Source organism: Cellulomonas chitinilytica, from assembly GCF_016862675.1.
Classification (GTDB): domain Bacteria; phylum Actinomycetota; class Actinomycetes; order Actinomycetales; family Cellulomonadaceae; genus Cellulomonas; species Cellulomonas chitinilytica.
Genome location: NZ_BONK01000006.1, coordinates 206,226 through 223,351 on the forward strand (window position 1 = coordinate 206,226; position 17,126 = coordinate 223,351).

A 17,126-nucleotide genomic window follows, 5' to 3' on the forward strand; every position below is an offset into this window, starting at 1 on the left:
TCGGGCCGACAGGTGCGCAGTGAGGGGGTTCAGTGGGCTGCAAGCGCACGTGAACAACCGCGCGCCATGGCGCCCACGTCTTCTGGCTTTGGCGTTGATAGCTCCGGGGTGCGTACTCCTGTGCGCATTCTGGCTCGAGGCGCAGCCAGCGCTCCTCACCGTCACGGCGCTCCTCCTCGATCGCATGTTCATACCAGCGACAGTCCTGCAGTTCGCGGGCATTGCTGCAATCGTCGTCGGGACGTGGCCGGTGATGCGGGCCGGCTGCCTCGTTGCGGGTGGTATCAGCATCGCCGTCGGCGTGTCCGTGCTCTTGACCTTTCGACAGCCGACGGACTACGCCGGGGTGACTCTCGCGGCATTGACGACACTCGCTGGCGGCGCTTTGGTTTGGCGAGTCCGCCCGTGGGGGACGGCATCCTTCGAATTCCATCCTCGCCATGGCGCAGTGGTGGCATCGGCGATCCTTGCGCTGCTGCCCGTCATTCAATTCTGGCACGTCTCGTCCTATGTGCCTTCGCGCACGGCTTCTACGGTCGGCGTTGAGGTGTCTTCCGACGCCGCCACGTCAACGAGCGGTGTGGAAGACGCCCTGACTGTGACGATTGTCAATAGTGGAAACATCGGCGCACTGGTGATATCGTCCGAGCTGATCGTGTGTTATCGATCGGCGGTGGTTGGGTCTTCATTTCCGGAAGAGCTCTATGTCGACCCTGACTGCACGACCGAACAAATTCTAGACAACTTCACAGAAATAGACGCTCGAAGCACGTGGAGGATACAGAAGGCCGTTGACCGCCCCGAGATTCCGCCTGCTGACTTTAGAGTACTGGAAGCTGTCGTCCTCCTGTGGTACGGACGCCAAGATCGGCTCAAGGTGGGCGACGAGATCGAGGACTTTGCCACTGAGGCGGAACTCGCTCAGTGCAATCTGGACGACGACGAGATCAGGGCCTACCAGGTAGTTGACGACTCGCGGGCGCAGGGCCTGACACAGAAGCCGCGCCGGATCGTCACGGTGCGCCAAGGCCCCCAGGGCGATCAGGGCGATGCGTACTTCGCGTTCCAGGCGCAAGGTGAAGACGTGTGCAACGAGTATGGGCTCCCGCTCAACTCCAAGTATCCCCTTCAGGAACAAGTGGGTTTAACGAACGTTCGACTGAACTACTCTGCGTGGCTCACCGAGCGTTAGGACAACGCCGGGTCGTGCTGTTCCTGTCGTACCGGTAGCGGTACGACCGCCACGCCCGGTACTCGAGTGGTGCGGTTTCATCACGACGTTCTGAGCGCAGTCGTCGGTGCGGTCCTCGTCTCGTCGCTACTCTCTGGCCGTGAGCGGTTGGCAGCAGACGTACCGCATGGACGGTGGCGAACGGGTCGAGGGCACCTGGCGGACGGTCTTCATCCACAACGGGGACACGTTCTACCTGACGGAGCTCAAGATCTACGAGGACGGCCTCGTCGACTGCTGGGGCCTCGTCGACCTCGCCGAGTTCCGGCAGAAGGTCGCGTCCGGGTGGGTCGCCACGGAGCTGCCCGCCGGGGCCCGGGTCTCGGCACATCTGCTGGCGAGCTGGACCGCCACGGAACCGACGAACCACCTCAGCGGCGACGAGCTCGTCCGGGAGGTCGTCGACGAGGTCGACCGGCTCGCCGGCAGGCCGACGGCGGCCGGCAGGTGCATGGCCGCGCTCGAGCGCTTCCTCGAGACGCCGAGCGAGGAGGGACGTGCGGCGGTCCGCGCCGCGTACGGCGAGATCCCCCGGCACCTGCGCAGGTTCGTCCTCGGCGACATGGACGCCAAGGACCTGCCGCTGCGCACGCTCATGACGCCGGCCGGGACCGTCGCGGACGGCCGGACGGTGACGGCCGCCGACCACGAGCGAGCCACGGCCTACTTCGCGGAGCGCAGACCGCGCGCCGACAAGGCGGCAGCGGCCACCCGCACGACGCGCACCCCACGGCGCACGACGACGCTCGTGCCGCAGACCTCCTACCCGAACGGGTGGCCCGCAGAGCTCGGCGCCACCGCGCTCCGGCCCGAGTTCCCCCGCCCGATCCGGTACCGAGGCCGGACCTACCCGAGCGCGCACCACGCGTTCTGGTCGGCCGCCCTCGAGGACCGCGGCCGCCGATCCGACGTCCTGTCCGCGCCGACGCCGTTCGCGGTCGAGAAGGCGGCGCGCGCTGCCGGCCTCCGGCCTGACTGGCCCGATCGGCAGCTCGCCGTCATGACCGACCTGCTGCGGCACCGGTTCGGGAAGGAGAAGGACCTCGCGCAGCTCCTCCGCTCGACCGGGAGCTCGCAGATCCTCTACCAGGCGTTCGACGACCACGTGTGGGGCTGCGCCGACGGCGGCGAGAACTGGATGGGACGACTGCTCGAGCTCGTCCGATCCGAGCTCGCCGACGAAGCAGCTGGCGGGGTGGGCCCTCGACGCTGGAGGCGATGACGCCCCGACCGGCGCACGACGACGGGACTCGCGTCGACCGGCCGGTCGGCGCGTGCACCGCCCCAAGCGGCCGCGGCCCGCTCAACCCTCAGCCGGGCGGGCACGATGTCGCCTGTGAGCCTGAAGACGCGACCGACGCTGTTCCTGACCGTGGGGCTTCCCGGGACCGGGAAGACGACCGCGGCGCGCCGGGTAGAGGCCGAGCAGGACGCGCTGCGCCTCACCAAGGACGAGTGGGTGAAGGCGCTGTACGGACTGGCGAACCCGCCGTCGGCCTCGGACGTCATCGAGGGCCGCCTGATCGAGATCGGACTGCGTGCCCTCGAACTCGGCATCAACGTCGTCGTCGACTTCGGACTGTGGAGTCGAGATGAGCGCTCCGCACTCCGGCAGGCAGCGACAGACCGTGGGGCAGACGTCGAGATGCTCTACGTGGAGCTGACCCCGGCCGAGCAGCGGAGTCGGCTGGACCAGCGCCAAGCGGACGAGCCGCACACGACCTGGCCCATGTCGGACGAGGAGCTCGCCAGGTGGGCGGGCGCGATCGAGGTCCCGTCGCCGGGTGAGATCGATGGCAGTGAGCCTGTGGGCCGTCCACCGGACGGGTTCGGCACGTGGGACGAGTGGCGGGTGCACCGCTGGCCGCCGCTGGCGCCCTGACGCCGTCCTGCGCTGGGCGGGTCGGGGAAAGCGAAAGGCCCCCTGGCGCCAGCGCTTCCGCTGACCAGAGGGCCTTTCACACTGTCGGGGTGGCGGGATTCGAACCCACGACCTCTTCGTCCCGAACGAAGCGCGCTACCAAGCTGCGCCACACCCCGTGGAGCCCCGTAAGGATAGCCGACGGGTGCCCCTACGACGAAACCGGATACGGTCAGCCGGCGACGAGTGTGAGCAGCGTCGCCTCGGGGCGGCAGGCGAACCGCACCGGGGCGTACGGCGAGGTCCCGAGCCCGGCGGAGACGTGCAGCCACGTGGACCCGGCGCCACCCGGGCGGTCGGGGCGCGGTCCGGGCCAGCCGTGCAGACCTTTGGCCCGGCGGGTGTCCAGGTCGCAGTTCGTCACGAGCGCGCCCCAGCCCGGCACGGCGAGCTGGCCGCCGTGGGTGTGGCCGGCGATCGCGAGGTCCACGTCGTCGTCGTGCATCGCGTCGAGCACGCGCCGGTAGGGGGCGTGCGTGACGCCGACGTGCAGGTCGACGCTGCCGTCGCCGGTGCGGGCGTCGTCCGGTCGGCCCGCGGGCGGGTACCGGTCGAGGTTCATGTGCGCGTCGTTGGTGCCGACGAGCGAGAGGCGGCGGCCGTCGACCTCGACGACGTCCCGGCGGTTGTCGAGGTCGATCCAGCCGGCGTCACGGAACCGGGCGCCGAGCTCGCGCCACGGCAGGTGCACGGGCTCCGGGTGGTGCGGCACGCGGGCGTCGGGCAGCAGGTACCGCGCCGGGTTCTTGAAGATCGGCGCGATGAAGTCGTTCGAGCCCCACACGAACGCGCCGGGCCGTGCCAGGTGCGGCTCGAGCGCGTGCAGCAGCGCGGGCATCGCGTCGAGGTGGGCCCAGTTGTCGCCGGTGTCGACGACGAGGTGGGGGTCCAGGGACGCGAGGTCACGCACCCAGTCGACCTTGCGCTGCTGACCGGGCAGCAGGTGCAGGTCGGACAGGTGCAGGATCCGCAGGGGTGCCTGCCCGGCCGGGAGCACCGGCACGGTCAGCTCGCGCAGCGTGTACCAGCGGACCTCGACGAGCGACGCCCAGGCGAGGGCCGCGGCCCCGGCGAGCGCGAGGCCGCCGGCGGTGCGGGCCAGGGTGCCTGCACCGCCGGACGCGGAGCCCATCAGTGGCCGCCGTTCCCGCCGCCGTTGCCGTTCCCCGGGAAGCCGGGCAGCCCGGGACCGGCCGGCGGCTGCCCGTTCGAGAGGCGCAGCGTCACCACGGAGCCGGGCGTCGTGCTCCCTGTCGGGCTCTGCTCGGCGACCGAGCCGGCAGGGACCGTCGAGGCGACCGGGTTCGGGTCGACCGACACGGAGAACCCGGCACCCTTGAGTGCCGCGGTGGCGTCACCCACGGACTTCCCGACGACGTTCGGCACGAACTTCTTCTCGCCGAACACCTGCTTGTCGTCGGGTGCGGCGAACGCGGGGTTCGGCGCACCGTCGAGCGCCTGGACCATGAAGGCCTTCCACAGCGGGGCGGCGAACGTCGCACCGAACAGCCGGGGGTAGAACTTGCCCTTGATGATGACGTCCTGCACGGGGGTGGGCTTCGCGCTGAAGCCGATCCAGGACACCGTGGCGAGCAGCGGCGTGTAGCCGGCGAACCAGGTGTACTCGTTCTCCGACGTCGTACCGGTCTTGCCGGCCGACGGGAACGGCGGCTCGCCGACGCCTCGCGCCGTGCCGTCCCAGATCCCGCTGAGCGCGAAGTTGATCGCGTTGGCGTACTTCGGGTCGATCGCCTGGTGGCAGCCCGCCTGCGGGACCGGGAGCTCGGTGCCGGCCGGGTCCTTGACGCTGGTGATGGCGATCGGGGCGCAGTACACGCCACCGGACGCGAACGTCGCGTACGCGGCGGCCATCGTCAGCGGCGCGACCGTGTCGGAGCCGATGATGTTGGCGGGGTACGGCTTGTACGGCTCGGGAGCGACGGTGCGGGAGCCCGGCGTGTGGACGCCGAGGTCGGTCGCGCCCTGCATGATCGCGCACAGGTCGAGCTTGGTGCCCATCGCGATGTACGCGGAGTTCACGGAGTTACGGGTCGCGTCGAGGACGGTCATCGGGTGCGTCTCGCCGCCGCTCGAGTTGTGGAACTTGTACGTCCCGCCCGAGAGCTTGGTGCAGCTGCCGTGGAACGCGTTCATCGGGTACTGCAGGGGCGTCGCGTCGATCGTCTCGTACAGGCTGTGCCCCTCCTTCAGCCACTCGAGGAGGGTGAACGGCTTGAACGTCGAGCCGGGGGAGAAGCCTTGCGAGGCGCCGTACTGGAAGTCGGTGTTGTAGTTGATCGGCTCGTCACCGGGGTTCGCCGCGACCGGCGTGTAGTTCCGGTTCTGCGCCATCGCGAGGATCTTGCCCGTGCCCGGCTGGACCGTCACGAGCGCGTCGGCGACGCCTGACGTGTCGTCGACGGGGATCGAGGCCTTGACCTCGGCGTCGGCGATCGTCTGGAGCCGCGGGTCGAGCGTCGTCGTGATGATGAGGCCGCCGCGGTAGAGGACCGCCTTGCGGTCGTCGGGTGTCGGGCCGAACGCGGGGTCGTTGACGATGACCTTCGTGACGTAGTCGCAGAAGTAGCCGGCACCCGCGACCACGTCGCCCGCCGTCATGCAGCCCTGCCGGAGCGGGTGCACGTTGAGCGTCGCGGGGAGTGGGGTGGTGACGCCGGCGGTGTACTCCTCGGCGGTGATGTAGCCCTGCTTCTTCATGTTGAGCAGGACGCGGTTGCGGCGCGTCTCCGAGTCCCCGGGGTTGATCGTCGGGTCCCACTTGGTCGGGCTCTGGGTGATGCCGGCGATCGTCGCGGCCTCGAGGTAGTTGATGTCCTTCGCGGGCTTGCCGAAGTAGTACTGCGCCGCCGACTCCGCGCCGTACACCGAGGCGCCGAACTGGGCGATGTTCAGGTACTTCTCGAGGATCTGGTCCTTCGTCATCGTCTTCTCGAGGGCGATGGCCAGCTTGGCCTCGCGCAGCTTGCGCGCGTACCCCTCGGTGCCCTCGTGCTCCTTCGCCGCCTCGACCGCGGCGAGCTGCTCGGCCTTGGTGCCGGTCGACAGCGCCTTCTCGATCAGCACGTTCTTCACGTACTGCTGGGTGAGCGTCGAGGCGCCCTCCTGGTCCTGACCGGCGAGGTTCTTGACGAACGCGCGCGCCATGCCCTGGGGGTCCACGCCCGCGTGCTCGTAGAACCGCCTGTCCTCGGTCGCGATGACCGCGTGCTGGAGCAGCGGCGAGATCTCGGTGAGCGGCACGACGACCCGGTTCTGGTCGTAGAACGTCGCGAGCAGTGAGCCGTCGGCCGCGAGGATCGTCGACTTCTCCGGCAGCGTCGTGGTCCCGAGCTCGGTCGGCAGCCCGTCGAAGGCGGTGATCGAGAGGTCGGTGACGCCGTTCGCGGCGGCGACGCCCGGGAGCGTCAGCCCGGCGGCGAGCACACCGCCGACGCCGGCCACGAGGACGAAGGACAGCAGGAGGGCCAACGCCTGGAAGGCGTTGACCTGTCGGCCGCGCGAGCGCGCAGGGTTCGGCATGCCGACAGGGTAGTCGGGCGTCCTTGCAGGACCGGCCCGCTGTCGCGCGGCGGGGTGGACCTGCACCCAACCTGCACATGCGGGAGGCGGTCACGGAACATGGTCACCCGTCCATCAGTCGATATGACCCGAATGGAGGCTCGCCAGATGCCTCCGGCACCCGCTAGTTTCCCGGCAGGACCCGGGAGCGTTCGCTGCGGCACGCTCCCGTCATCGCGCCAGGAGGGCGAGTGTCGACTGTCACCTACGACGCGCACTGGACGGCGGTTGCCGCGTGCGGCACGGGCAAGATCTCGCCCGACGCCCTGTTCGTCGAGGGTGCCGCGCAGCGCGAGGCCCGGACGGTGTGCTTGGGCTGTCCGGTGCGCCTGGAGTGCCTCGCCGACGCGCTCGACAACCGCATGGACTTCGGGGTCTGGGGCGGCATGACCGAGCGGGAGCGGCGCGCGCTGCTGCGCCGCCGGCCGGACGTGCGGTCCTGGTGGTCCGAGCTGGTCGGCTCGGAGAGCGGAGCGCTCCCGGTCCGGTGAGAGCGCTTGCACACCGCGTGGTCAGGTGCGCACTAGGGTGTGGCGCATGGCCACGAAGTGGGAGTACGCGACGATTCCGCTCATCATCCACGCCACGAAGGCGATCCTCGACCAGTGGGGGGCCGACGGCTGGGAGCTGGTCCAGGTGATCCAGGGTCCCGACGCCGGGCTGGTGGCGTACCTCAAGCGGCCCAAGGAGTCCTGATGGGTGCGGCCGCCCGGCTGGCCGAGCTCGGCCTCGAGCTGCCGCAGGTCGCGCTGCCCGTCGCGGCGTACGTCCCGGCCGTCCGGTCGGGCGCCTACGTCCACACGTCCGGGCAGCTGCCCTTCGTCGACGGTGCGCTGCTCGCCACGGGCAAGGTCGGCGCCGACGTCGCGCCGGACGACGCGACGGTCTACGCCCGCACCGCGGCCCTGAACGCCCTCGCGGCGGTCGCGGCGGTCGTCGCGGCCGACGGCGGACCCACGGGTGCCGACGCGCTCGACCGGATCGCGCGCGTCATCAAGGTCGTCGGGTTCGTGGCGAGCGACCCGGCGTTCACCGGGCAGCCCGCCGTGGTCAACGGCGCGAGCCTCCTGCTGCACGACGTGCTCGGCGACGCCGGGGTGCACGCCCGGTCGGCCGTCGGCGTGGCGGTGCTGCCGTTGGACTCCCCGGTCGAGGTGGAGATCGTCGTCGAGCTGAAGGCCTGACCGGCCGGGCCTCAGCGGGCCCGGCGCTCCAGCCTGTCGACGTCGAGGAGCACCACGGCGCGGCCCTCGCGGCGGACCCACCCGCGCGCGGCGAAGTCGGCGAGCGCCTTGTTGACGGTCTCGCGCGACGCGCCGACGAGCTGGGCGAGCTCCTCCTGCGTGAGGTCGTGCGCGACCCGCACCCCTTCGTCGACGGGCTCGCCGAACCGCGTCGACAGGTCGAGCAGCGCCTTCGCGACACGACCGGGCACGTCCGAGAAGACGAGGTCGGCGAGCGCCTCGTTCGTGCGCCGCAGCCGGCGCGCGAGCGCCTGGAGGAGCTGCTGGGCGACGGACGGCTTGTCGTGCAGCCACCGGACCAGCTCGGTGTGCCCGAGCTCCAGCACGACGGCGTCGGCGACGACGGTCGCGGTCGCGGTCCGCGGGCCCGGGTCGAACAGGGACAGCTCGCCGAACATCTCGCCCGGGCCGAGCACGGCGAGCAGGTTCTCCCGCCCGTCGTTCGAGCGGCGGCCGAGCTTGATCTTGCCCTCCCGGACCACGTAGAGCCGGTCGCCCGGGTCGCCCTCGTGGAAGAGCGTGTCGCCGCGGACCGCCTCGATCGGCTTCATGCTCTCGACGAGCGCCGACGAGGCCTCCGGGTCGAGCCCCGCGAACAACGGGGCCGTCAGCACGATGTCGTCCTCCACCGTGGCACACACCTTCCCGGCCGCTGTGCGGCCAGCCGGCCGCCCGCGCCCACGTCGGACGGTGACGGCATCGAGCCTGGGGCGGCCGCGACGAGCGACCACAGCCCCCACAAGTCTGCCCCATGCAGGGCAGGACCTGCGGCCTAGCCGCGCCCGAGGGGCTTGTGGAGGAGCTGGGAGGCGGTCCCGGGGTCGTCCGCGAGGTTCGCGATGAGCCGCTCGGTGGCGCGGGTGAGGGCCGCCTCGACCCCCGCCTGGTACGTCGCGAGCCTGGCGTCCAGGGCCCGCAGCTCGTCGAGCTGGGCGATGTCGCCGCCCGCCTGACCGGCGTCGAGCACGGCCGCGAGCTCTGCGGGTCGCGGCACGGTGACGCCCACCTCGAGCGGCAGGTGGAACGCGACACCCTCGCCGAGGACGTCCGGACCCGTCGCCCGGGCGACCGCGAGGTCGAGCCGTGCGCGCACGATGCGGCGCCACCAGGAGACGCGTGCGTGCTCGACGCGCAGGGCGCGACGGTCGAGGCGCAGGTCACGAACCCGTTGTTCGACGGGTGGCGTCATGGGGTGGGCCCTCCTCGGGGAGCGTTCCTCCTCGTTCTCGGTGCCCGGGAGGCCCGACTTGAGCGTTCCGGCCGACGCGTCCCCCGTCGGGAGCAACCGGGCACGTGTCACCGCGCTCAGGAGTGAACGCGCATGTCAGAGGGCCGTCCTAGGCTCGCCGTGTGACGACGACCGCACAGGAGTCCGCACTGGCCCGGACGCGTCGGGCGAGGCGGGTCGACCGCGCGCTCGCGGTCCGGTACCCCGACGCGCACTGCGAGCTCGACTTCACGTCGCCGTTCGAGCTGCTGGTGGCGACGGTGCTGTCGGCCCAGACCACCGACGTCCGCGTGAACCTCACGACGCCGACGCTGTTCGCCCGCTACCCGGACCCGCAGTCGCTCGCGGCGGCGAACCCGGACGAGCTCGAGGAGATCCTGAAGCCCACCGGCTTCTTCCGGGCGAAGGCCAGGTCCGTCACGGGGCTGTCGCAGGCGATCGTCGAGCGGTTCGGCGGTGAGGTCCCCGGCCGGCTGAAGGATCTCGTCACGCTGCCGGGCGTGGGACGCAAGACGGCGAACGTGGTGCTCGGCAACGCGTTCGGGGTCCCCGGCATCACCACCGACACGCACGTCCTGCGGCTCTCGAAGCGGCTCGGGTACACGGAGAGCGACGACCCGCTCGTGGTGGAGCGTGAGCTCGGCGACCTGCTGCCCAAGAAGGACTGGACGATGGCCTGCCACCGGCTGATCTTCCACGGCCGGCGCACCTGCTTCGCCCGCAGGCCGGCGTGCGGCGCGTGCCCGGTGGCAGCGCTGTGCCCGTCGTACGGCGCCGGCGAGACCGACCCCGTGAAGGCCGCGGCGCTGGTGAAGGACTAGCGCCCGGCACCCGAGCGCCGAGGCGGACGGGCCACGATCCGGTCGTTCACCTGGACGGACGCATCCCCTGGACGGACGCACCCCCTGGGCGGGGACGCGACCGCACAGTGGCCGTCGTGGCACCCTGACGCCGTGACGCACCCTCGGACGGCTCTGATGTTGGCGCTCGACGAGCAGGTCGGGCCTACCGCCGGCGCGCACGGGTTCGAGGTCACGAGACCCCGCTTCGGCTCGATCGACCGCAGGTGGGTGCGACGCAACGCCGTCGGTGACGTCGCCGTGGTCGAGGTGGCCGCAACGGCGGGGCCCAGCGAGGGTGACCTCCGCGCGTTCGAGCTGTGGATCGCCGTCACTCCCGAACCGGCGCTCGCACGGCTCCGGCAGGGTCAGAGCGAGTCGGTGGTGCAGGCGCTCCAGCACTCGGCGTCGCTCGGCATGTACACCGCGGTGCTGCCCCCGCCGGGCGGCGAACCCACCCCCGGGTCGGGCTCGTGGTGGAAGGTCCCCGAGGCCGACGTGGCGCCCGAGGTGGCCGCGGGCATCGCCGCGGAGCTCGAGCGCACCGGCTGGCCGACCCTCACCCGGCTGCTCGACCGCGAGGCGCTGCTCGCCCAGGTCCGCTCCGGCGACCTCGGCAACCGGACCACCGCGAGCCCGCGCGTGCTGGCCGGAGCCGAGGCGATGCTGCTCGCCGACCGGGGGCCGAGCCCCCGGCTGGACGAGCTGATCGCGATGCTGGACGAGGGTGTCGACGGCCGGGGCCGCCCGTACGCAGGCGTCGCCACGGCGTTCCTCCGGGCCCGGGCCGGCGAGCGGGCGCCCGCACGGGCACGCGGGGCGAGGGCATGGTTCCGGCGCCGGCACAAGGGTGCTCGCCCGGCCGGCTGAGGCACGGGGGACAGGGTGCTCGTCCGGCCGAGGCGCCGGCGCGGCCTGCTAGACCGGGACGGTGTCGCCGAGCCAGTCGAGCAGCAGCTCGGTGACGGTCTCGGGCACCTCGTCGGGCAGGTAGTGCCCCGCAGAGGCGACGAGCTCGTAGCGGTAGTCGGGCCCGAGGAGGGCGGCCGTGCTCGACGAGAGCGCCGCCCGGGGCGCGGGGCGCAGGCCGTCCCGCGCCCCGTGCACCTGCAGCACCGGCAGCGGCCGCGTGGACTCCAGGGCCGAGTGGTACCGCCGGCCGTCGAGCCGCGGCGTCGAGCGCACGAGCCAGCGGAGCTGCTCCATCTGGCTGTGCGCCGCGAACGGCACACGGATCGCGTCGCGGTACGTCCGCTCGGTGCCCGCGTCGGGCCAGCCGGGCGTGCCGCCCCACTCGGAGAGCAGCTGCGCGACGAGGTCGCCGCGGGTCAGCGCCCGCTCGGGGAACGACGGGAGCTGCACGAACGCGAGCCGCCGCATCGCCCCGGGACGGATCGCCGCCCGGGGGTGCCACTGCATGTCGAGGGGATGGGGGGCACCCAGCGCGGCGACGGCCCGGACCACCTCCGGGTGGAGCGCCGCGAGCGCCCACGCGATCTCGCCACCGGTGCCGTTGCCGACCACGACGGCCTGCGTCGCACCGAGCGACCGCACGACGCCCGCGACGTCGGTCGCGAGCGTCGGCACGTCGTACCCCTGCGGCGGCTTGTCGGACCCGCCGGTGCCGCGGACGTCCATCGCGGCGACCCGGTAGCCGGCCGCGGCCAGCGCGGGGAGCTGGTGGCGCCACGCCCACCAGAACTGCGGGACGCCGTGCAGGAGGACGACGAGCGGGGCGTCACGGTCGTCGGGTCCGCACACGGCGACGTGGAAACGTGCGCCGTTCGCGGCCACGAACCGGTGCTGCCACGGGCCGTCGATCAGGAGCGTGGCGGAGTCGACGGTCGTCATCGAGGCGAACTTACCCGACCGTTCCGGCTCCCAGCCCGACGCCGCGGGCGTGGTGCCGGTCGCGTCGCCACAGGGCCGCGCCGCCCAGCAGCGCGGCCACGAGCGAGGCCGCCAGGACGGCGACCACGACGTGCTCGTCGTGCGCGCTGCCCTCACCGAACGCCAGCTCCCCGACGAGCAGGGACACCGTGAAGCCGATGCCACCGACGAGCCCGACGGCGAGCACGTCGGCCCAGCCGAGCCCAGGCGCGAGCGTGGCCCGCGTGAACCGGGCGACGAGCCAGGTCGCGGCGAGGATCCCGACCGGCTTGCCGACGACGAGGCCGAGCGCGACCCCTTGCGCGACGGGGTCGGCGAGGGTGTCGCCGAGCACCCCCTGGTCGAACGTCACGCCCGCGGCGAAGACGGCGAACACGGGGACCGCCACGCCGGCGGACCAGGGCCGCCACCGGTGCTCCCACCGTTCGGCGAGCGAATACTCGGGCGGTCCCGGCAGCCGCAGCGCCCGCTGGGTAGCCGCGGCCGTCGCGGGTGCGGTGAGGCCGAGCAGCACCCCGGCGATCGTCGCGTGCACGCCGGACGCGTGCAGCAGGGCCCAGGCGAGCACGCCGAGGGGGAGCAGGAGCCAGCCCGACGTCCACCCGCGGCGCACGACGAGCGCGAACACGGCCACCGTCGCGAGGGACGCGACGAGCGGGCCCAGGGCCACGTGGTCGGTGTAGAACACGCCGATCACGACGATCGCGAGCAGGTCGTCGACCACCGCGAGCGTGAGCAGGAACGCGCGCAGGGAGTTCGGCAGGCTGCGGCCGACGAGGGCGAGCACCGAGACGGCGAACGCGATGTCCGTCGCGGTCGGCACCGCCCAGCCGGCCAGGTCGCCGCCGACGGCCCGGACGTTCACGGCGACGAACAGCGCCGCCGGGACGAGCATGCCGCCGACGGCCGCGACGATCGGCACGACCGCCCTGCGGGGGTCGCGCAGCTCGCCGGCCACGATCTCCCGCTTGAGCTCCAGCCCGACGACGAAGAAGAAGATCGCGAGCAGGCCGTCGGTGGCCCAGGAGGAGACCGTCAGGTCGAGGTGCAGCGCCGCCGGTCCGAGGACCGTGCCCGACACCGACTCGTACGACGCGGGCGCCACGTTCGCCCACAGGAGCGCGACGACGGTGCCGACCAGGAGCAGCACCCCGCCGGCCCGCTCCTCGCGGAGGGTGTCGGCGAGGTTGCGCTCACCTCCGGGGGTGAGCGCCCCGAACAGGCGCTCCCCGACGCGTCGCACGGTCAGGCGTCGAGAGGCTCGGGGACGCCCGACCGGTCGTCGAGCGCGTTCCGGCGGTCCTTCGGCGGGTCGAACCGGTAGCCGACGTTGCGGACGGTGCCGATGAGCTGCTCGTGCTCGGGGCCGAGCTTGGCGCGCAGCCGTCGCACGTGGACGTCGACCGTGCGCGTGCCCCCGTAGTAGTCGTAGCCCCACACCTCCTGCAGCAGCTGGGCGCGGGTGAACACGCGGCCCGGGTGCTGCACGAGGTACTTGAGGAGCTCGAACTCCTTGTACGTGAGGTCGAGCGGGCGGCCCCGGAGGCGGGCCGTGTAGCCGCCCGCGTCGATCGTGAGCTCGCCGGACGAGATCTCCTGCGGGGCGTCGTCGAAGCTCGTCGTCGCCGCACGCTCCATGACGAGACGGAACCGGGTCTCGACCTCCGCGGGCCCCGCCGACTCCAGGACGATGTCGTCGGCACCCCACTCCGCGGTGACGACCGTGAGGCCGCCCTCCGTGAGGACGAGGACGAGCGGGACCGTCAGGCCGGTCGCGCGCAGCAGGCGGCAGGTGGTCCGGGCCGTCACCAGGTCACGGCGCGCGTCGAGCACGACGATGTCCGCGTCCGGTGCGTCGACCAGCGCCGACGGTTCGACGGGGAGCACGCGGACACGGTGGGAGAGCAGTCCGAGAGCCGGGAGCACCTGGGCGGAGCCCCCGGACGCTGGAGTGAGCAGCAGCAGATCCGCCACCTGGTACCTCCCCGCGTGCGAGTGGTGGACACGGTACCGCCTGGCCCGCACGCTTCGCGCCGACCGTCTGCCGACCGACCGGCAGGTGGCGGCGCGTCTGCGACAATCGTCGCCGTGCAGACCCCCTCGTCCCCGACCCGCGCGCCCCGGTAGCGGCCCGTGCAGCTCGCTACGCGTGCGGTCGTCACGGCCGCCCTCGCCGCCCTGGTCGCCGTCGCCGGGTACTTCGGGGGGATCTACGTCGCCGGTGCCGCGGGCCTGCTCGCGCTCGTGTTCGCCGTCGGCTGGCCCAGCCTCGCCGGCCTGCCCTTCCGCCCCGGCTCCACGGTCGTCGTCGCGCTCGCCGGTCTCGGTGGCGTGGCGGTCGTCCACTTCGTGGCCGACGAGCCGTACCTGCGGGACCTGCCCGTCGTCCTGGCCGGCGCGATCGTGCTCGCGTTCATCAACGAGCTGCTGCGGCGCGACGGCCGGCCGCGGCTCGTCGAGTCGGTGTCCGGGACCGTCGCGGGGACGGCCGTCGCCGTCGCCGTCACGGGCTGGGTGGCGACCGACCGGTCGGCGGGCGGCGAGTCGCTCGTCGTGGCAGGCGCGACCGCGCTGGCCGTCGGGTCCGCGGTCGTCGCACTGACGCTCGCGCCGCTGCTCGGTGCCGTCGTGACCTCGCTCGCCGCGACCGCCGCCGGTGCCCTGGCGGGTGCGCTGCTGCCCGGGATGGGGGTCGTCCCGGGTGCCGCGCTCGGGTTCGCGGTCGGCGTGCTCGTCGCCGCCCTGCACGCCCTGTTCGACCGGCTCCCCGCGCTGTCGCGCAAGACCGCGGCGCTCGCGGCCGTCACGCTCCCCGTCACGGTGACGGGCACCCTCGTGTACGTCGTCGGCCGGGTCCTCGGGGGCTGACGTGGGTCGTGTGCTGCTCGTCGTCGCCGTCCTGGTGCTGGCCACCGGGCTGGGGCTGTGGTGGCGGGCGCGCAACGGCCGGTTCACCGCCGTCGACCCGCGGGTCGTCGCCGACGCGGAGCACACGCCGACGACGGGCGACGAGACCCGCCTGACGGCCGCCGAGATCGGCGCGCCGCTGGGGTCGAGGGTGACGTTCGTCCAGATGTCCAGCGCGGTCTGCACCCCGTGCCGCCGCACCCACGCCGTCCTCACGCAGGTGGCCGCGGAGCACGAGGGCGTCTCACATGTGGAGCTGGACGTGGAGGAGCACCTCGACCTCGTGCGACGCTTCCACGTGATGCGCACGCCCACCACCCTGCTGGTCGACGCCCACGGCGTCGTCGTCGGTCGCCTCTCCGGCGCGACCGACCGCCGGCATGCGCTCGCCGCGCTCGCCTCGTGCCTCGACGGCTCGAACCCCGGCGGCTCGTGTCCGGACGGGGTCCTGCCCCGCTGACGACCGAGCGCCCCGGCACCGCCGAGGCCCCCGGTGCACCGCGAGCCGGTGCCCACGTCACCGGGCGACGACCCCGGCCCCGCCGCCGTCCAGCCGCAGCCCGTCCGCGGCACCCCCAGACCCCCGGAGAACACCCGTGTCCGAGCCCGTCCCGTCCACCGTCACCCCGTCGGCACCCGCCTCTGCGCCCGCCTCTGCACCCGCCTCTGGGCCCGCTTCTGCGCCCGCCGGCATCGACCCCCGCGGCCCGCGCTTCGGTGCCGCGCTCACCGCCGTGCTCCTGGTCGGCGTGCTGCTCCTCGGCACGTCGGCGGCCGCCACCGCGCTCCTCGCCGTCGTCGCCGCGGGCTTCGCCCTCGGCGTCGCCTTCGGGGTGGGCGGCACCTGGCAGGGCGTGCTGTTCCGGAAGGTCGTCCGGCCCCGGCTCGCACCGCCGACCGAGCTCGAGGACCCGCGCCCGCCGCGGTTCGCGCAGCTCGTCGGGCTCGTCGTGACCGGCGTCGGGCTCGTGCTCGCGCTGGTCGGCGTGTCCGCGGCGGTGCCCGTCGCGGCGGCGTTCGCGCTCGTCGCGGCGTTCCTCAACGCGGTGTTCGGGCTGTGCCTCGGGTGCGAGCTGTACCTGCTCGGCGTCCGGCTGCGGGCGCGCGCCTGAGCGGTCGCCGGGCGCGCGTGAGCGGACGTCAGTAGACGAGCGCCTGCGCGCCCTCGGCGAGCGTCTCCTCGACGAACACGGCCGCGCCGGCGATCCGCACGCCCGGCAGCACGTCGTCCGGGGTGATGCCCCGCCGCGCCGCGCACTGCGTGCACACCGTGACCGTGCCGGACTCCAGCACGACCTCGAGGAGCTCGGCGAGCGGGGTGGCGTGCTCGAGGACCAGGTCGGCGGCGCGCCCGGGCAGGCCGAACCAGGCGGACTCGCCCGTGAGCCACAGGCTGACCTGCGCACCCGCGGCGACCGCGGCCGCAGCCACGGTGAGTGCCTGGTTGGCGGCCTCGGGACGGTCGGTGCCGGACGTGGTCTTGATCACCAGGCTGCGCGTCGGGGTGCTCACCGGAACAGGGTAGGGGTGCGTGCTCGTTAGGATCGGTGCCATGACTGTCACCGAGGGCGTCTTCATCGGTCTGCTCGTGGCGACGACCCTGACGATCGGCTGGTTCGCGGGTCTCGTCGTCTGGAAGCTCTACAAGGGCCAGCGCTGACCGCTCGCCCGATCATCAGGAGGACCTGACCCATGCCGTTCGTCCTGCCGGACCCCGAGGGCCTCGCCCCCGAGGTGTACCCGTTGGCGTGGCTCGTCGGCCGGTGGCACGGACCCGGCGTGGTCGGCTACCCGGGCATCGACGAGACGGCGTTCACCCAGGACGTGGTGTTCGACCACGACGGCGGCCCCTACCTGTCGTACACGTCGACCATCCGGCTCGTCGTCGCGCCGGACGACGCGGCGGCGCTGGACGAGGACGCCGCGGACGACGACGGCCCGGTGTGGGCCTCCGAGTCGGGGTACTGGCGGGTGCCGCCGGAGCGTCCCGACGACCTCACCGACGACCAGCACCCCGTCGAGCTGCTGCTCGCGGACCCGTCCGGCCACGTCGCCCTGTACGTGGGCACGGTCGGCAAGGGCCGCATCGACCTGGTGAGCGACCTCATCGCCCGGACGGCCAGCGGCGCCGACGTGAGCGCCGGCAAGCGGCTGTACGGGCTGGTGCAGGGCGAGCTCATGTGGGCGCACGACATCGCGGCGTTCGGTCAGCCCATGCAGTCCTACGCGTCGGCCCGGCTGGCGCGCGTGGAGCCGACGACGACGCCCGGCGACGAGGGCTGAGCCG

The 17,126-nt window shown here is 72.8% G+C and carries 20 protein-coding genes and 1 tRNA gene; 12 read left to right on the forward strand and 9 right to left on the reverse strand.

What is annotated here, in order from left to right; translation table 11 throughout:
- Positions 1-49 precede the first annotated feature (49 nt).
- The 3 genes from Cch01nite_RS10565 to Cch01nite_RS10575 all read left to right on the forward strand — a co-directional run bounded on the left by Cch01nite_RS10565 (position 50) and on the right by Cch01nite_RS10575 (position 3,113).
- Positions 50-1,192 carry a hypothetical protein gene (locus tag Cch01nite_RS10565; protein WP_203752964.1) on the forward strand — a complete coding sequence of 381 codons (1,143 nt, stop codon included), beginning with the start codon at positions 50-52 and terminating at the stop codon, positions 1,190-1,192.
- 139 nt (positions 1,193-1,331) lie between these two features.
- On the forward strand, positions 1,332-2,453 hold the full coding sequence (locus Cch01nite_RS10570) for an NADAR family protein (protein WP_203752965.1): 1,122 nt from the start codon (positions 1,332-1,334) through the stop codon (positions 2,451-2,453).
- A 114-nt stretch (positions 2,454-2,567) separates the two neighbouring features.
- Positions 2,568-3,113 (forward strand): P-loop nucleotide/nucleoside kinase family protein, encoded by a 546-nt coding sequence (locus Cch01nite_RS10575; protein ID WP_239070251.1) that lies wholly within the window; start codon positions 2,568-2,570, stop codon positions 3,111-3,113.
- Between the two features lie 84 nt (positions 3,114-3,197).
- Here Cch01nite_RS10575 and Cch01nite_RS10580 read toward each other — a convergent pair.
- The 3 genes from Cch01nite_RS10580 to Cch01nite_RS10590 form a co-directional block, all read right to left on the reverse strand.
- Positions 3,198-3,271 (reverse strand) — tRNA-Pro (locus tag Cch01nite_RS10580).
- Between the two features lie 53 nt (positions 3,272-3,324).
- A complete protein-coding gene (locus Cch01nite_RS10585; RefSeq protein WP_203752971.1) occupies positions 3,325-4,284 on the reverse strand; it encodes a metallophosphoesterase in 960 nt (319 codons plus the stop codon).
- The gene (locus Cch01nite_RS10590; RefSeq protein WP_203752974.1) at positions 4,284-6,692 is read right to left on the reverse strand and encodes a penicillin-binding protein; all 2,409 of its coding nucleotides are present in this window, start codon (positions 6,690-6,692) and stop codon (positions 4,284-4,286) included. The genes Cch01nite_RS10585 and Cch01nite_RS10590 overlap by 1 nt, the downstream gene beginning before the upstream one ends.
- Positions 6,693-6,922: 230 nt before the next feature.
- On the opposite strand from Cch01nite_RS10590, the gene Cch01nite_RS10595 reads away from it, so the two are divergent.
- Genes Cch01nite_RS10595 through Cch01nite_RS10605 form a run of 3 tightly spaced genes read left to right on the forward strand, consistent with a single transcriptional unit; the run spans position 6,923 to position 7,915 of the window.
- Complete coding sequence (locus Cch01nite_RS10595; RefSeq protein WP_203752977.1) at positions 6,923-7,222, forward strand: WhiB family transcriptional regulator; 300 nt, start codon at positions 6,923-6,925, stop codon at positions 7,220-7,222.
- Positions 7,223-7,268: 46 nt separating this feature from the next.
- Positions 7,269-7,427, forward strand: coding sequence for a Sp36 family protein (gene sp36 / locus Cch01nite_RS10600; RefSeq protein WP_203752980.1), 159 nt, complete (start codon positions 7,269-7,271; stop codon positions 7,425-7,427).
- The gene (locus Cch01nite_RS10605) at positions 7,427-7,915 is read left to right on the forward strand and encodes a RidA family protein (protein ID WP_203752983.1); all 489 of its coding nucleotides are present in this window, start codon (positions 7,427-7,429) and stop codon (positions 7,913-7,915) included. Before sp36 ends, Cch01nite_RS10605 begins: the two co-directional genes overlap by 1 nt.
- 11 nt (positions 7,916-7,926) lie before the next feature.
- On the opposite strand, the gene Cch01nite_RS10610 is transcribed toward Cch01nite_RS10605, so the two are convergent.
- Together Cch01nite_RS10610 and Cch01nite_RS10615 are read right to left on the reverse strand one after the other, a co-directional pair.
- Complete coding sequence (locus Cch01nite_RS10610; protein ID WP_203752986.1) at positions 7,927-8,604, reverse strand: Crp/Fnr family transcriptional regulator; 678 nt, start codon at positions 8,602-8,604, stop codon at positions 7,927-7,929.
- Between the two features lie 143 nt (positions 8,605-8,747).
- On the reverse strand, positions 8,748-9,164 hold the full coding sequence (locus Cch01nite_RS10615) for a hypothetical protein (protein WP_203752989.1): 417 nt from the start codon (positions 9,162-9,164) through the stop codon (positions 8,748-8,750).
- A gap of 161 nt (positions 9,165-9,325) precedes the next feature.
- Here Cch01nite_RS10615 and nth point away from each other — a divergent pair, with 161 nt between their 5' ends.
- Together nth and Cch01nite_RS10625 are read left to right on the forward strand one after the other, a co-directional pair.
- Entirely contained in the window at positions 9,326-10,024 is a 699-nt protein-coding gene (gene nth / locus Cch01nite_RS10620) for an endonuclease III (protein WP_203752992.1), read from the forward strand.
- A gap of 132 nt (positions 10,025-10,156) precedes the next feature.
- Positions 10,157-10,912, forward strand: a complete 756-nt coding sequence (locus Cch01nite_RS10625; protein ID WP_203752995.1) for a hypothetical protein — start codon at positions 10,157-10,159, stop codon at positions 10,910-10,912.
- Positions 10,913-10,960: 48 nt separating this feature from the next.
- Here Cch01nite_RS10625 and Cch01nite_RS10630 read toward each other — a convergent pair whose 3' ends face one another.
- From Cch01nite_RS10630 to Cch01nite_RS10640, 3 genes are read right to left on the reverse strand one after another with little or no spacing between them, the layout of a single operon-like run.
- Positions 10,961-11,893 carry an alpha/beta fold hydrolase gene (locus tag Cch01nite_RS10630; RefSeq protein WP_203753010.1) on the reverse strand — a complete coding sequence of 311 codons (933 nt, stop codon included), beginning with the start codon at positions 11,891-11,893 and terminating at the stop codon, positions 10,961-10,963.
- A 10-nt stretch (positions 11,894-11,903) separates the two neighbouring features.
- A complete protein-coding gene (gene nhaA, locus Cch01nite_RS10635) occupies positions 11,904-13,175 on the reverse strand; it encodes a Na+/H+ antiporter NhaA (RefSeq protein WP_203753013.1) in 1,272 nt (423 codons plus the stop codon).
- A gap of 2 nt (positions 13,176-13,177) precedes the next feature.
- Positions 13,178-13,906 carry a winged helix-turn-helix transcriptional regulator gene (locus tag Cch01nite_RS10640; protein WP_203753016.1) on the reverse strand — a complete coding sequence of 243 codons (729 nt, stop codon included), beginning with the start codon at positions 13,904-13,906 and terminating at the stop codon, positions 13,178-13,180.
- Between the two features lie 159 nt (positions 13,907-14,065).
- Here Cch01nite_RS10640 and Cch01nite_RS10645 point away from each other — a divergent pair, with 159 nt between their 5' ends.
- From Cch01nite_RS10645 to Cch01nite_RS10655, 3 genes are all read left to right on the forward strand, one after another.
- On the forward strand, positions 14,066-14,800 hold the full coding sequence (locus tag Cch01nite_RS10645; protein WP_203753019.1) for a hypothetical protein: 735 nt from the start codon (positions 14,066-14,068) through the stop codon (positions 14,798-14,800).
- A gap of 1 nt (position 14,801) precedes the next feature.
- Positions 14,802-15,299 (forward strand): TlpA family protein disulfide reductase, encoded by a 498-nt coding sequence (locus Cch01nite_RS10650; RefSeq protein WP_203753022.1) that lies wholly within the window; start codon positions 14,802-14,804, stop codon positions 15,297-15,299.
- A 136-nt stretch (positions 15,300-15,435) separates the two neighbouring features.
- The gene (locus Cch01nite_RS10655) at positions 15,436-15,951 is read left to right on the forward strand and encodes a DUF4395 domain-containing protein (protein WP_203753025.1); all 516 of its coding nucleotides are present in this window, start codon (positions 15,436-15,438) and stop codon (positions 15,949-15,951) included.
- Positions 15,952-15,979: 28 nt separating this feature from the next.
- Here the strand turns inward: Cch01nite_RS10655 and Cch01nite_RS10660 are convergent, their stop codons facing one another.
- Positions 15,980-16,351, reverse strand: coding sequence for a DsrE family protein (locus tag Cch01nite_RS10660; protein ID WP_239070252.1), 372 nt, complete (start codon positions 16,349-16,351; stop codon positions 15,980-15,982).
- Positions 16,352-16,531: 180 nt separating this feature from the next.
- Here Cch01nite_RS10660 and Cch01nite_RS10665 point away from each other — a divergent pair, with 180 nt between their 5' ends.
- Complete coding sequence (locus Cch01nite_RS10665) at positions 16,532-17,122, forward strand: heme-binding beta-barrel domain-containing protein (protein WP_203753031.1); 591 nt, start codon at positions 16,532-16,534, stop codon at positions 17,120-17,122.
- Positions 17,123-17,126: the final 4 nt, after the last annotated feature.

Excerpts from the sequence above, each read along its gene's own strand:
- Cch01nite_RS10590 (WP_203752974.1), bottom strand. The coding sequence starts at position 6,692 with ATGCCGAACCCTGCGCGCTCGCGCGGCCGACAGGTCAACGCCTTCCAG.
- Cch01nite_RS10615 (WP_203752989.1), bottom strand. The coding sequence starts at position 9,164 with ATGACGCCACCCGTCGAACAACGGGTTCGTGACCTGCGCCTCGACCGT.
- Cch01nite_RS10665 (WP_203753031.1), top strand. The coding sequence starts at position 16,532 with ATGCCGTTCGTCCTGCCGGACCCCGAGGGCCTCGCCCCCGAGGTGTAC.
- Cch01nite_RS10630 (WP_203753010.1), bottom strand. The coding sequence starts at position 11,893 with ATGACGACCGTCGACTCCGCCACGCTCCTGATCGACGGCCCGTGGCAG.
- Cch01nite_RS10605 (WP_203752983.1), top strand. The coding sequence starts at position 7,427 with ATGGGTGCGGCCGCCCGGCTGGCCGAGCTCGGCCTCGAGCTGCCGCAG.
- Cch01nite_RS10585 (WP_203752971.1), bottom strand. The coding sequence starts at position 4,284 with ATGGGCTCCGCGTCCGGCGGTGCAGGCACCCTGGCCCGCACCGCCGGC.
- sp36 (WP_203752980.1), top strand. The coding sequence starts at position 7,269 with ATGGCCACGAAGTGGGAGTACGCGACGATTCCGCTCATCATCCACGCC.